Source organism: Streptomyces antarcticus (genome assembly GCF_026627255.1).
GTDB lineage: Bacteria > Actinomycetota > Actinomycetes > Streptomycetales > Streptomycetaceae > Streptomyces > Streptomyces antarcticus.
In genome coordinates this window covers 38,672-51,955 of the sequence record NZ_JAPNLM010000023.1, presented here as the reverse complement: position 1 = coordinate 51,955, position 13,284 = coordinate 38,672, and the positions used below count along the sequence as shown (strand labels likewise).

General features: G+C 71.6%; 11 protein-coding genes. 10 read left to right on the top strand and 1 reads right to left on the bottom strand.

All coding sequences use genetic code 11. From position 1 onward, the window contains the following. Positions 1-87: 87 nt before the first annotated feature. On the bottom strand, positions 88-369 hold the full coding sequence (locus tag OTB16_RS28890) for an HPr family phosphocarrier protein (RefSeq protein WP_267723785.1): 282 nt from the start codon (positions 367-369) through the stop codon (positions 88-90). Between the two features lie 184 nt (positions 370-553). Between OTB16_RS28890 and OTB16_RS28885 the strand changes: the two genes are divergently transcribed. The 10 genes from OTB16_RS28885 to OTB16_RS28840 all read left to right on the top strand — a co-directional run bounded on the left by OTB16_RS28885 (position 554) and on the right by OTB16_RS28840 (position 13,085). Then, entirely contained in the window at positions 554-3,355 is a 2,802-nt protein-coding gene (locus OTB16_RS28885) for a bifunctional acetate--CoA ligase family protein/GNAT family N-acetyltransferase (protein WP_267723783.1), read from the top strand. Between the two features lie 59 nt (positions 3,356-3,414). Next, entirely contained in the window at positions 3,415-4,014 is a 600-nt protein-coding gene (locus tag OTB16_RS28880) for a DUF5998 family protein (RefSeq protein ID WP_267723782.1), read from the top strand. Further along, complete coding sequence (locus tag OTB16_RS28875; protein ID WP_267723779.1) at positions 4,014-5,219, top strand: alkaline phosphatase family protein; 1,206 nt, start codon at positions 4,014-4,016, stop codon at positions 5,217-5,219. Before OTB16_RS28880 ends, OTB16_RS28875 begins: the two co-directional genes overlap by 1 nt. A 51-nt stretch (positions 5,220-5,270) precedes the next feature. Next, on the top strand, positions 5,271-5,921 hold the full coding sequence (locus OTB16_RS28870; protein WP_267723778.1) for a thymidine kinase: 651 nt from the start codon (positions 5,271-5,273) through the stop codon (positions 5,919-5,921). Between the two features lie 92 nt (positions 5,922-6,013). Further along, entirely contained in the window at positions 6,014-6,421 is a 408-nt protein-coding gene (locus OTB16_RS28865) for a hypothetical protein (protein ID WP_267723776.1), read from the top strand. Next, positions 6,421-6,984, top strand: coding sequence for a hypothetical protein (locus OTB16_RS28860; RefSeq protein WP_267723774.1), 564 nt, complete (start codon positions 6,421-6,423; stop codon positions 6,982-6,984). Before OTB16_RS28865 ends, OTB16_RS28860 begins: the two co-directional genes overlap by 1 nt. Next, positions 6,984-11,558: a putative T7SS-secreted protein gene (locus tag OTB16_RS28855; RefSeq protein ID WP_267723773.1), complete on the top strand. Its 4,575-nt coding sequence runs from the start codon at positions 6,984-6,986 to the stop codon at positions 11,556-11,558. The genes OTB16_RS28860 and OTB16_RS28855 overlap by 1 nt, the downstream gene beginning before the upstream one ends. After that, positions 11,555-12,046 carry a hypothetical protein gene (locus tag OTB16_RS28850; RefSeq protein WP_267723771.1) on the top strand — a complete coding sequence of 164 codons (492 nt, stop codon included), beginning with the start codon at positions 11,555-11,557 and terminating at the stop codon, positions 12,044-12,046. The genes OTB16_RS28855 and OTB16_RS28850 overlap by 4 nt, the downstream gene beginning before the upstream one ends. Before the next feature lie 176 nt (positions 12,047-12,222). Continuing rightward, complete coding sequence (locus OTB16_RS28845) at positions 12,223-12,357, top strand: hypothetical protein (RefSeq protein WP_267723770.1); 135 nt, start codon at positions 12,223-12,225, stop codon at positions 12,355-12,357. A 59-nt stretch (positions 12,358-12,416) separates the two neighbouring features. After that, positions 12,417-13,085: a thymidine kinase gene (locus OTB16_RS28840; RefSeq protein WP_420717822.1), complete on the top strand. Its 669-nt coding sequence runs from the start codon at positions 12,417-12,419 to the stop codon at positions 13,083-13,085. The last annotated feature ends 199 nt before the right edge of the window (positions 13,086-13,284 follow it).

The window sequence follows — 13,284 nt, the reverse complement described above, 5'->3', positions numbered from 1 at the left end:
CGCGGGGCGGGCGGGAACGCGGAAGCCGCGGTCCCCCAGGGGTGGGGGCCGCGGCTTCCGCGTGCGGGCGTGGTCGAACCCGAAGGGTCAGACGGTCTCGGGGAGCTCCTCGAGACCCTCGGCGACCAGCTTCGCGAGGCGGTCCAGTGCGGCGTCCGCGCCGTCGGCGTCGGAGGCGAGGACGATCTCCTCGCCGCCCTGGGCGCCCAGGCCCAGGACCGCCAGCATGGAAGCGGCGTTGACGGGGTCGCCGCCGGCCTTCGCGATGGTCACCGGGACGCCGGAAGCGGTCGTCGCCCGGACGAAGATCGAGGCGGGACGAGCGTGCAGGCCCTCGGCCCAGCCGACGTTGACGCGGCGCTCTGCCATGGTGATGCCCTTCAGGTTCTTACGGTTGTCTAGACCAGTCTCTCACGACGCCCCGAATGCTCCGACCGACCTTCGGCCCCCATGTGCCGCCGTTCGACCTTCCCCAGCTTGCACCGAATTGCCCGGCCTTTCCTAACGCGCCGCGCGAGCGCTGCCGCGCCGCCACCGGCCGTAAGGTGGCCCCATGACCACCGAGTCGGACCCCGCGTACCCGGCCCACTGGGAGGCCGATGTCGTCCTGCGCGACGGCGGCACCGCCCGGATCAGGCCCATCACCACCGAGGACGCGGCGCGTCTGGTCAGCTTCTACGAGCAGGTCTCGGACGAGTCGAAGTACTACCGCTTCTTCGCCCCCTACCCCCGGCTCTCCGACCGTGACGTGCACCGCTTCACGCACCACGACTACGTCGACCGGGTCGGCCTCGCGGCGACCATCGGCGGGGAGTTCATCGGCACCGTCCGCTACGACCGCATCGGCGCCGACGGCCGGTCCGCCACCGGCCCCTCCGACGAGGCCGAGGTCGCCTTCCTCGTCCAGGACGCCCACCAGGGCCGCGGGGTCGCCTCCGCCCTCCTCGAACACATCGGCGCGGTCGCCCGCGAGCGCGGCATCCGGCGGTTCGCCGCCGAGGTGCTGCCCGCCAACACCAAGATGATCAAGGTGTTCACGGACGCCGGCTACGAACAGAAGCGCAGCTTCGAGGACGGCTCCGTCCACCTCACCCTCGGCCTCGAACCCACCGCCGAGTCCCTCGCCGTCCAGCGCGCCCGCGAACAGCGCGCCGAGGCCCGCTCCGTGCAACGGCTGCTCGCCCCCGGCTCGGTCGCGGTGATCGGCGTCAGCCGCTCCGGCGCCGGCGTGGGTGCCGCGGCCCTGCGCAACCTGCGCGACAGCGGCTTCCGCGGCCACCTGTACGCGGTGAACGAGGCCGTCACGCGCGACCTCATCGACGGCGTACGGGCCTACCGCACGGTCGGCGCCATCGGAGCCCCCGTCGACCTCGCCGTCATCGCGGTCCCCGCCGACCGCGTCCCCGAGGCCGTCGCCGCCTGCGGCGACCACGGCGTGCAGGGGCTCGTCGTGCTCTCCGCCGGGTACGGGGAGAGCGGCCCGGCCGGCCTCGCCCGCCAGCGCGAACTCGTCCGCCAGGTCCGCTCGTACGGGATGCGCCTCATCGGGCCGAACGCCTTCGGGGTGATCAACACGGCGCCGGAGGTGGAGCTCAACGCCTCGCTGACCCCCGCACCGATGCCGATGCGCGGCCGCATCGGCCTCTTCACGCAGTCCGGCGCCATCGGCATCGCCCTGCTCTCCGCCCTCCTGCGGCGCGGCGAGGGACTGTCGTCCTTCGTCTCCGCGGGCAACCGGGCCGACGTCTCGGGCAACGACATCCTCCAGTACTGGTACGAGGACGACAGCACCGACGTCGCCCTGCTGTACCTCGAAACCCTGGGCAACCCGCGCAAGTTCACCCGCCTCGCCCGCCGCACGGCGGCCGAGAAGCCCGTGGTCGTCGTCCGGGGCGGCCGCCACACCCCGGCCGGACACGTCGTGCCGGGCACCCGGCTGCCGGACGCCACCGTCTCCGCCCTGCTGCGGCAGGCCGGCGTGATCCGCGTCGACACCGTCACCGAGCTCGTCGACGTCGGCCTGCTGCTGGCCGCCCAGCCGCTGCCCGCCGGCCCCCGCATCGCGATCCTCGGCAACTCCGAGTCCCTCGGGGTCCTCACCTACGACGCCTGCCTCGCCCAGGACCTGCGCCCGCTGCCCCCGCTCGACCTGACCACCGCCGCCTCCCCGGCGGACTTCCGTACCGCCCTGGCCGCCGCGCTGGCCTCCGACGACTGCGACGCCGTGATCGTCACCGCCATCCCGTGGGTGAGCGAGCACGCCCCGGCCGACGACCTGGCCGGCGCCCTGCGCGACGCCGTCGCCGAGGTGCCGGGCAAGCCGGTGGCCGTGGTCCACGTGGAGCTCGGCGAGCTCGTCGAGGCACTGTCCGCCGTACGGGGGGCCCCGCGCCCCTCCGCCCCGGCCCCGCCCCGGGAGGAGCCCGCCGCCGCCCCGTTCCGGCCCCCGGCCGGGCGGGCCCGCGCCGAGGAGCTCCCCGCCGGGACCCGGATCCCCGCCTACCCCGCAGGTGAGCGGGCCGTCAAGGCCGTCGCCGAGGCGGTCCGCTACGGCCAGTGGCGCCGGGGTCTGGCCGACTCCGGTTCCGTCCCCGGGTACGAGGACATAGACGAGGCCGGGGCCGCCGACCAGCTGGCCGGACTGCTGGCCGACACCGCCGCCGAGACGGTGCTCACCCTCGGCGAATGGGAGGCCCGCGAGCTGCTCGGCCGGTACGGCATCCGCGTCCTGACCACCCTGCCCGCACCCAGCGCCGACGCGGCGGTCCGGGCCGCCGCGATCCTGGGCTACCCGGTGGCCCTGAAGACGACCGCCCCCCACCTGCGCCACCGGGCGGACCTGGGCGGCGTACGGCTCGACCTCACCGGCGAGGCCGAGCTGAGGCGGTCGTACGAGGAACTCAGCCAGGCGCTCGGCAAGCCGGCGGAGCTCCAGCCCGTGGTCCAGGCGATGGTCCCGCGCGGCGTCGACACCGTCGTACGGTCCGTGATCGACCCGGGGGCCGGCGCCGTCCTCTCCTTCGGGCTCGCGGGCGTCCCCTCCGAGCTGCTCGGCGACACCGCCCACCGCCTCGTCCCCGCCACCGACCGGGACGTGGCCACGCTGATCCGCTCCATCCGGGCGGCGCCCCTCCTCTTCGGCTGGCGGGGCAGCTCCCCCGTGGACACCGCGGCCCTGGAGGAGCTGCTGCTGCGGCTGTCCCGGCTCGTCGACGACCACCCCGAGGTGATCGGGGTCTCGCTGGAGCCGGTCGTGGTCGCCGCCGAGGGCCTGTCCGTGCTCAGCGCGGCGGTCCGGGTCGCCCACCCGCCCGCCCGCGGGGACCTCGGCCCGCGGACCCTGCCCAGCTACTGAGGGTAGCGAGGGAGTACGGCGCGGCCGGGACGCCCCGTACGGGCCTTAGGATGGACCTCATGGCGAAATCCGGTACGACGACCCAGGGGCTGCGCACGGCGATCGAGCGCAGCGGCTACTACCCGGCCCTCGTGGCCGAGGCCGTGGAGGCCGCGGTCGGTGGCGAGCCGATCTCGTCGTACCTGGTCCACCAGGAGACGACCTTCGACTCCAGTGAGGTGCGCCGCCACGTCACCGTGCTGGTCCTGACCGGCAACCGGTTCATCGTCAGCCACACCGACGAGCAGGCCGCCGACGCCGGGTCCCCGTCCCCGTACGCGACCACCTCCACCGAGTCGGTCAAGCTCTCCAGCATCTCCTCGGTCGTACTGAGCCGCGTCGTCGCCAACCCGGAGTCGTACACCCCCGGCACCCTGCCCCGCGAGGTCGTCCTGACCATCGGCTGGGGCGCCGTCTCCCGGATCGACCTGGAGCCGGCCGCCTGCGGCGACGCCAACTGCGACGCCGACCACGGCTACACCGGCAACTCCACCGCGGACGACCTCAGCCTGCGGGTCAGCGAGGCGGGCGACGGCCCGGAGGCCGTGCGCCAGACGCTGGTCTTCGCGCAGGCGCTCAGCGAAGCGACGGCGGCCACGTCCGCCCCCGCCGCCCGCTGATGGCACAGCCCGCGACGCACAACTGGGCGGACGAACCGGAACCGCTGGACCTCGCCGGCGCTCCCGTCCCGGAGTACGGCACCGGCTCGCTCGCCGACCTGCTGCCGACCCTCGCCGCAGGCCAGGGCGTACCCGGCTTCACCGCCGCCATAGCGGAGCTGACCCCGGCCGACCGGAACTGCGTGTTCCTGGTCGACGGCATGGGATGGGAGCAGATCAAGGCCCACCCGGACGAGGCCCCGTACCTCACCTCCCTCCTCTCCGGCTCGCGCGGCGGCACCGGCCGCCCGATCACCTCGGGGTTCCCGGCGACGACCGCGACCTCGCTGGCCTCCGTCGGCACCGGCCTGCCGCCGGCCCGGCACGGCCTGCCCGGGTACGCCGTGCGCAATCCGGCCACCGGCGAACTGATGAACCAGCTCCGCTGGCAGCCGTGGACCGCGCCGAAGCCCTGGCAGCCGTACCCGACCGTCTTCCAGCTGGCCGACAAGGCCGGGGTCGCGACCGCGCAGGTGTCCTCGCCCGCGTTCCAGACCACCCCGCTGACCAAGGTCGCGCTGAGCGGCGGCACCTTCCTCGGCCGCATGACGGGCGAGGAGCGGATGGACCTGGCCGCCGAGCGCCTCGCGGCGGGCGACCGCTCGCTCGTGTACACGTACTACAGCGAGCTCGACGGCGCCGGCCACCGGCACGGTGTGGACTCCGACGCCTGGCGCGGCCAGCTGATGTACGTCGACCGCCTGGTGCAGCGCCTGGCCGGGCAACTCCCGCCGCGGACCGCCCTGTACGTGACGGCGGACCACGGCATGGTGGACGTCCCGTTCGACGAGGACTCCCGGATCGACTACGACGACGACTGGGAGCTGGGCGCGGGCGTGGCCCTGCTGGGCGGCGAGGGCCGAGCCCGGCACGTCTACGCGGTGCCGGGCGCCGAGGCCGACGTACTGACCGTGTGGCGCGAGGTGCTGGGCGACCGGTTCTGGATCGCCGGCCGGGAAGAGGCCCTGGAACTGGGCTGGTTCGGCCCGCCGGGGGAGTGCGACGAGCGGGTCCTCGGCCGGATCGGGGACGTGGTCGCGGCCGCCCAGGCCGACGTCGCGATCACCGCCTCGCGCAACGAGCCCAACGAGTCGGCCCTCGTCGGAATGCACGGCTCGCTGACCGCCGCCGAGCAGCTCGTCCCGCTGCTCGAAATCCGCTCCTGATCCCCCCTCCTCTCCCCTCCCGCCCACGCCCCGAAAGGTCCCGTACTTCCCATGCCCGAGCTGGTGTTCTTCTCCGGAACGATGGACTGCGGAAAGAGCACGCTGGCGCTCCAGATTGCCCATAACCGCGACGCGCGGGGCCTGCAGGGCGTGATCTTCACCCGCGACGACCGCGCGGGCGAGGGCAAGCTGTCCTCGCGCCTCGGGCTGGTGACGGAGGCGGTGGAGGCGCCGGAGGGGATGGACCTGTACGCGTACCTGATCGCCCAGCTCTCGAAGGGTGGCAAGGCGGACTACGTGATCGTGGACGAGGCCCAGTTCCTCGCGCCCGACCAGATCGACCAGCTGGCGCGCATCGTGGACGACCTGGGCCTGGACGTCTTCGCGTTCGGCATCACCACGGACTTCCGCACCAAGCTATTCCCCGGCTCGCAGCGCCTGATCGAGCTGGCGGACCGCCTGGAGCAGCTCCAGGTGGAGGCGCTGTGCTGGTGCGGCGCCCGCGCCACGCACAACGCCCGCACGGTGGGCGGCGAGATGGTGGTCGAGGGCGCCCAGGTCGTCGTCGGCGACGTGAACCGCCCGGCGGAGGAGATCGGCTACGAGGTCCTCTGCCGCCGCCACCACCGCAAGCGGATGACCTCGGCCGCGGCCCACGCGGGCGCCCTCTCCCCGGACGTCCTCCCGGTCAACCACGTCTGACAGGGCCCTTCCCGGGGGCCTGAGGGAACCGGTGGGGTCCCCGATAGCGTGTTCCTCCAGGACGCTGACCGGCGCTGGAGGGGATACGGTCCATGCAACTGACTGCAGAGATCGAGGCGATACGGGACGGGGTGGGCGATCCGGACCGTCTGGTGGGGGAGTTCCGGAGGGCTGCCCTGCTGGTTCCGCTCGCCGATGGCCCCGACGGCGGTCTGATGTCGGCGGTATCGGGTGGAATCCGCTGGATCTACGCGTTCACGGACGAGGAGGCCTTGGCCCGGTTCGCGGTGGCGCGGGGTGAGGCGGAGGCCGGCCGGGAGTGGGAGTTCCTCTCGGTGCTGGGTGCGCGGCTGGTGGATGCGGTGGTTCCGTTGGCGGACGGTCCGGCGGGTGTGGTCGTCAACGCGGCGGACGAGGACGGGTCGATGTTCTTCCCGCCGGTGGCGGGGATCGTCCCGGATGCGAATGCCGTGGACCGGGTGGCCGGGGAGGTGGCCTGATGGCGGGGAACGGGGATCTCGAGGTTTCGCCGGCGGCGGTCAAGAACATTCAGGACGGTCTGCGGGCGGCGATCGGGGAGTTGCGGGAGTCGGGGGACGCGGCGGGCGCATCGATGGGTGCGGGTTTCGAGAACTTGGCGATGACGGGGATGGAGGCCGGGCACGCCGGGCTGGCCACCGATTTCGAGGATTTCTGCGAGCGCTGGGAGTGGGGCGTTCGGAGTCTGGTGCAGAACGCGAGCACGTTGGCACAGTCGTTGGGGATCGCGGCGGGGACGGTGTGGGAGGAGGAGCAGTATCTCCACGGCACGTTCCGGGTGGTGGCGAACGCGGCGTACGGCAATCCGCACGCCAGTGAGGACGAGATCGAGAAGAAGCCGTGGGGGGAGATCTCCTCCGCGGACGTCTACAAGCCCGATTACAGCGCGGAGTCCTTCGAGAAGAGCAGCGAGCAGATCCGGCAGACCTGGTCGGACACGGGGGACACGGTCACCTCGACGGGGCGGATCGGTTCGTTGAAGGATCTGCTGGAGCAGGCCAAGCGTGATGGGGACGGTCACTGATGGGGTGGCGGGATTTCGTTCCGGACGTCGTCGAGGACGGTGTCGAGAAGGGTGCGGAGAAGGTCGGCGACGCGGTCGAGTGGGCCGGTGACAAGACGGCCGACCTCGCGGAGAACGTCGGGCTGGACGACGCGGGCGACTGGATCCGCGACAAGAGCCGTTCCGCGGCAAACCAGTTGGGCGCGGATGTCGCGGAGTTGGAGTTGGGCCAGACCGAGGACCCGAAGAGGCTGGTCTACGGCAGTGTGTCGAAGATCCGCGCCCAGGTATCGCACCTGAACGACTTCAAGTCCTCCTTCGACAAGGTCGGCAACGGCCTGAAGGGCATGGGCGAGCCGGATGGCCTGAAGGGCAGGGCGGCGGAGGCGTTTAGGGAGTCGGTGGCGAAGGAGCCGCCGCGCTGGTTCAAGGCGGCGGAGGCGTTCGGGAAGGCCGCCGACGCGATGGGGCGGTTCGCGGAGACGGTGGAGTGGGCGCAGGGCCAGGCCAAGGAGGCGTTGGAGGAGTACAACCGGGCGAAGAAGGTCTCCACCGACGCCCACACCGCGCACAACAAGCTGGTCGACACCTACAACAACGCGCTGAAGGCGAAGCAGGATCCGCTGCCGCCCCGCCCCTCGGAGAACTTCACCGATCCGGGGACCGCGATCGCCACGGCTGCGCAGGACAAGCTCGACACGGCCCGCAAGCAGCGCAACGACGTCGCCGAGACCGTCCGCACGGCGGTCCGCGCCGCACGGGACGCGGCTCCGCCGAAGCCCTCGTACGCCAAGCAGCTCGGCGACGGCATGGACTACCTGGACCTCGCCAAGACACACCTGACGGGCGGTGTCATCAAGGGCACGGCCGGGATCGTAAACTTCGCGCGTGCGCTCAATCCGATGGATCCGTACAACCTGACGCATCCGGCCGAGTACGTGACGAACCTGCACTCGACGGCGGCGGGTCTGGTCACGCTGGCCAACGATCCGCTCGGTGCGGGCAAGAAGATGCTCGACGAGTTCATGAAGGACCCGTCCGAGGGCTTCGGGAAGATGTTTCCGGAGCTCGTCGGTTCCAAGGGCCTGGGATCGTTGAAGAAGGTCGGCTCCGCCGCCAAACACCTCGACGACCTGGACGACCTCAAGGGGCCGGGCCGCAAGAAGACGGATTCGGACGGACCGGAGGAGCCCGCGCGGTGCGGGGCCGACAAGGTCTGCGACGGCGACCCGGTCGACGTGGCCACCGGCCGGATGATCCTGCCGCAGACGGACCTGGCGCTGCCGGGATCCCTGCCCCTGGTGTTCGAGCGCACCTTCGAGTCCTCGTACCGGGCCGGGCGCTGGTTCGGCCGCGCCTGGGCATCCACGGTCGACCAGCGTCTGGAGATCGACGCCGAAGGCATCGTCTTCGTGCGTGAGGACGGGGGCCTGCAGCTCTACCCGCACCCGGCTCCCGGCATTCCCGTGCTGCCCAGCCACGGGCGGCGCTGGCCGCTGGAACGGGATCCGGACGGACAGGGATACACCGTCACCGACGTGGACCAGGGCTGCCTGCGACGGTTCGCCGTCCACGACGGGACGCTCGCGCTGCTGGAGGAGATCGGCGACCGCAACGGCAACAGCCTGACCTTCGAGTACGACGCGGAGGGCACCCCGCTCGGGATCACCCACAGCGGTGGCTACCGCGTCCGCTTCGAGACGGCCGAGGGGCGCATCACCGTCCTCTCGCTCGTCGACGGCCCGCGCGTGCTCACGTACGGTTACACCGACGGCAACCTCACCGAGGCCGTCAACTCCTCGGGAGCGCCGCTGAGGTTCGGTTACGACGGCGACGGCCGGATCACTTCCTGGACCGACACCAACGGCCACCGGTTCGGGTACGTCTACGACGAACTGGACCGCTGCGTCGCCCAGTCGGGCGCCCATGGCCACATGAACACGCGGTTCGTCTACGAAAACGGCGCGACGACCGTCACGGATGCCTGCGGCCACCACCGCCGCTACGAGGTCAATACCCGTTCCCAGGTCGTGGCGGACATCGACGCCCTCGGCGCCGCCACCCGCTTCACCTACGACCGCTTCAACCAGCTGCTGACCCACACGGACCCGCTCGGCAACGTCACGTCCTGCGAGTACGACGAGCTCGGCCGGCTGTTGAAGCTGACCCGCCCCGACGGCCGGTCGACCACGGCGGAGTACGACGAACTGGGACTGCCGGTCCGGATCGTCCGCCCCGACGGCACGGTGGTCCGCCAGACCTTCGACGAGAGGGGCAACCGCACCTCGGAGACCGCCCCGGGCGGCGCCGTCACTCGCTTCGGCTACGACGGCCGCGGCCACGTCGTCTCCCTCACCGACGCCCTCGGCAACACCACCGCCTTCCGCTGCGACGCGGCGGGCCGCCCCGTCGGGATCACCGATCCGCTGGGCGCGATCACCCGGTACACGTACGACGCTTTCGGCCGACCGGTCACGGTGAGCGGACCGCTCGGCGAGACGACCGGGCTGGAGTGGACCACTGAGGGACGGCTGACTCGCCGGGTGGACCCGGATGGCGGGGAACTCCGCTGGACCTACGACGGCGAGGGAAACCTGCTCAGCCACACTGACGCGGCCGGCGGCACCACGTCGTACGAGTACGGGGACTTCGACTTGCTCCGCGCCCGCACCGATCCGGACGGCGCCCGGCACCAATTCACCCATTATCCGGACCTCAGGCTGAAGCAGGTCACCAACCCTTGTGGGCTGACCTGGTCCTATGTCTACGACCACGCCGGCCGGCTGATCTCCGAGACGGACTTCGACGGCCGGACGCTCAGCCGCGCCTACGATGCGGCGGGCCGCCTGCTCAGCCGGACCAACGGCCTCGGACAGACCGTGGGCTTCGAGCGCAACGCTCTGGGGCAGGTCGTCCGAAAGGACGCGGCCGGACTGGTCACCCGTTACGAGTACGACCCCAGCGACGAGCTGGCCCAGGCGGTCGGGCCGGACGCCACCCTCACCTGGTTGCGTGACCGCAACGGGCAGCTCCGGTCGGAGACCGTGAACGGCCGTGAGCTCCGCTTCGAACACGACACGCTGGGCCGCCGGATCCGCCGTACGACGCCGACCGGTGCCGTCAGCACCTGGACCTACGATGCGGCCGGCCGCCGCAGCCGGCTCTCCGCGTCCGGCCGGGGGCTCGGCTTCGACCGCGATGCCGTCGGCCGCGAATCCGCCCGCGCCTTCGGGGCGGTGACACTCACCAGCACGTGGGACGTCACCGGACGCCTCACCGCACAGCAGGTCGCGGCTGACGGGCGGACCGTCCGGCGGCGGGGCTACCGCTACCGCTCCGACGGCAGCCTCACCGGTGTCGACGCGGCAGACGGCGCCCCCTCCCTCAGCTTCGGCCTGGACCCGGCGGGGAGGGTCACGGCCGTCGACGGCGTCGGATGGACCGAGCGCTACGCCTACGATGCGGCGGGCAACCTTGCTTCCGCCCACTGGCCCTTGCTCCAGCCGGACGCGGACGCAGAGGCGGTCACGGGAGAACGCGCGTACACGGGCAACCGGATCAGGGACGCGGGCGGTGTCCACTACGAGCACGACGGGCAGGGGCGGGTGGTCCTGCGCTCGCGCAAGAGGCTGTCGCGCAAGCCCGACGCCTGGCGCTACACCTGGGACGCGGAGGACCGGCTGACCCAGGTGGTCACCCCCGACGGGACGACCTGGCGGTACGCGTACGACCCACTGGGCCGCCGGCTGTCCAAGCAGCGGCTCTCCGCCGACGGTGCGGTCGCCGAGGAGGTCCTCTTCACCTGGGACGGCACGACGCTCTGCGAACAGACCACCCGCACTCCGGACCTGCCCCTCCGCGTGGTTCTGACCTGGGACCACGCGGGTCTGCACCCGCTCACCCAGACCGAGCGCGTCCTCGACGCCGCCGACCGGGAGGTGGACAGCCGCTTCTTCGGCATCGTCACCGACCTGATCGGCACGCCCACCGAGCTCGTCGACGAGCAGGGGACGCTCGCCTGGCACACCCGCTCCACCCTGTGGGGCACCACCAGCTGGAACAGCGATGCCACGGCGTACACGCCGCTCCGGTTCCCCGGACAGTACTTCGACCCGGAAACCGGCCTGCACTACAACCTGCACCGGCACTACGACCCCGAGACCGCCCGCTACCTGAGCGTGGATCCCCTCGGCCTCGACCCGGCACCGAACCCGGCGGCGTACGTGGACAACCCGCACCTGTGGGCGGATCCCCTCGGACTCAAGCCGTGCAAGGTCCGCGTGTCGCCGGTGGCCTCGGACTGGGCGACCAAGGGCGCTCACCTGCACGTCGGGCCGGACGAGGTCCGGATCCATGTGAACAAGGACGGAGAGCTGGTGGGCGAGCCGATCCGGCTGAAGGCCACCGGCTGGGCCAGTGACAAGAGCGTCAGGACCGCGGTCGAGGCTGTGGAGAACGATCCCAAACTGAGGGCCGATCTGCTGGCCAAGGCCAAATCGGCTCAGCAGCACATGGAAGATCACAACTGGGGCAACACGCAGAATCGCAAGGACGAGATGCAGGCCCTCATCGACAAGCTGGAGAATTGGCCGTGACCGGACCCGAGTTCATCGCACAGCTGCTGGCCACCGGAGAGTTTCACGGGCTGCGCCCAGGTGCTCCTCGGGACGAGGCCGACCGTGCGATCGGCGTCGGCTTCATCGCCGAGGAGGACGGTGCCGGCCGGTCACTACGGAGGGACTACGGCCTCGTGGAGCTGTACTTTTCGGGCGGTCCGGACTGGGTCCTGACAAGCGGATCACTGGAATTGCACCGGATTCCCGGCGATCCGGACGTCGCCGGGGAGTGGCGTGAGGCTATGGGTGTCGACTTCGCGCCCTACACGGAGTGGGACGAGGTGCTCCGGGTCCTCGCAGCGGCCGCCCCGGGCCTCGGCGTGGCCATGGACCGTACCGATCAGGGTGGTTTCCTGGAGTACCGCAATCCGCTCACCAAGGTGTCCGTGATGGTCGTGGAAGGGGAGGACGAACGGGACGACTGGCCGGGCCACGGGGACGTCTGGAGCGTCAGCTGGAGCCGCTGAACCGATCGGACCGGCCCTGCCGGGACCGTCGAGAAGTCGTACGAGCTTCCGCCGGTCCGTCATGGCGTGGAGGGAGCACGGCGAGACGCTGATGCTGAGTGGTGGAAGAGTCGACGCCGCACCCTTCCCCCGTCGGACAACGCGGTGGGCTACCGGGCCGGCGGCTCGGAGTCTGTGTGCTGGACGCCACCCGCGAGCCGTTTCCCCGTCTCAGCGCGCTCCAGAACGAATCGACATCGCTGCGCGCCCTGACCGAGGAGGACGACGACTATCGGGTCGTAGTCCGCCACTTCGAGGACCGCCCCGTGTGACCCGGGGCGAGACGGCACGGTACCGGGGGCAGCGCCCCGCACCGTGGAGCCCACCGCCGATCGCTACGCCGGCCGCCTCGGTCGCGCGTGACCCGGCGTGGGTTGGTGGATGGTCAAGAAAGAAGACACTGGCGCTCCAGATCGCCCACAACCGTGACGCTCGCGGCCTGCAGGGCGTGATCTTCACCCGCGACGACCGCGCGGGCGAGGGCAAGCTGTCCTCGCGCCTCGGGCTGGTGACGGAGGCGGTGGAGGCGCCGGAGGGCATGGACCTGTACGCGTACGTGGTCGCCCGACTCACCAAGGGTGGCAAGGCGGACTACGTGATCGTGGACGAGGCCCAGTTCCTCGCCCCCGACCAGATCGACCAGCTGGCGCGCATCGTCGACGACCTGGGCCTGGACGTCTTCGCCTTCGGCATCACGACGGACTTCCGTACGAAGCTGTTCCCGGGCTCGCAGCGCCTGATCGAGCTGGCGGACCGCCTGGAGCAGCTCCAGGTCGAGGCCTTGTGCTGGTGCGGAGCCCGCGCCACCCACAACGCCCGTACGGTGGGCGGCGAGATGGTGGTCGAGGGGGCCCAGGTCGTCGTCGGTGACGTGAACCGCCCGGCGGAGGAGATCGGCTACGAGGTCCTCTGCCGCCGCCACCACCGCAAGCGGATGACCTCGGCCGCGGCCCACGCGGGCGCCCTCTCCCCGGACGTCCTCCCCGTCAACCACGCCTGATCGCTCTGTCACGCCCGCATGGGGACGCTCTCTGCTTCGATGTGCTGAGCGGCGGGACGCTCATGGCGGCGCGGATGGCCGACCCCGCTGACTGTGGCGGAGGCAGCGCCCAAGAAGAACGAGCTGCCAGCGTCGCCGAGTTCGTGTGGGGCTCGGTGCTGCTCCGGCTGGGCAGCCGGAACAGGCCCAGGAGAATTGC

What these genes read in the sequence shown, in the direction of transcription:
- OTB16_RS28890 (WP_267723785.1), bottom strand. Translation starts at nt 369, where the DNA reads ATGGCAGAGCGCCGCGTCAACGTCGGCTGGGCCGAGGGCCTGCACGCT.
- OTB16_RS28885 (WP_267723783.1), top strand. Translation starts at nt 554, where the DNA reads ATGACCACCGAGTCGGACCCCGCGTACCCGGCCCACTGGGAGGCCGAT.
- OTB16_RS28880 (WP_267723782.1), top strand. Translation starts at nt 3,415, where the DNA reads ATGGCGAAATCCGGTACGACGACCCAGGGGCTGCGCACGGCGATCGAG.
- OTB16_RS28875 (WP_267723779.1), top strand. Translation starts at nt 4,014, where the DNA reads ATGGCACAGCCCGCGACGCACAACTGGGCGGACGAACCGGAACCGCTG.
- OTB16_RS28870 (WP_267723778.1), top strand. Translation starts at nt 5,271, where the DNA reads ATGCCCGAGCTGGTGTTCTTCTCCGGAACGATGGACTGCGGAAAGAGC.
- OTB16_RS28865 (WP_267723776.1), top strand. Translation starts at nt 6,014, where the DNA reads ATGCAACTGACTGCAGAGATCGAGGCGATACGGGACGGGGTGGGCGAT.
- OTB16_RS28860 (WP_267723774.1), top strand. Translation starts at nt 6,421, where the DNA reads ATGGCGGGGAACGGGGATCTCGAGGTTTCGCCGGCGGCGGTCAAGAAC.
- OTB16_RS28855 (WP_267723773.1), top strand. Translation starts at nt 6,984, where the DNA reads ATGGGGTGGCGGGATTTCGTTCCGGACGTCGTCGAGGACGGTGTCGAG.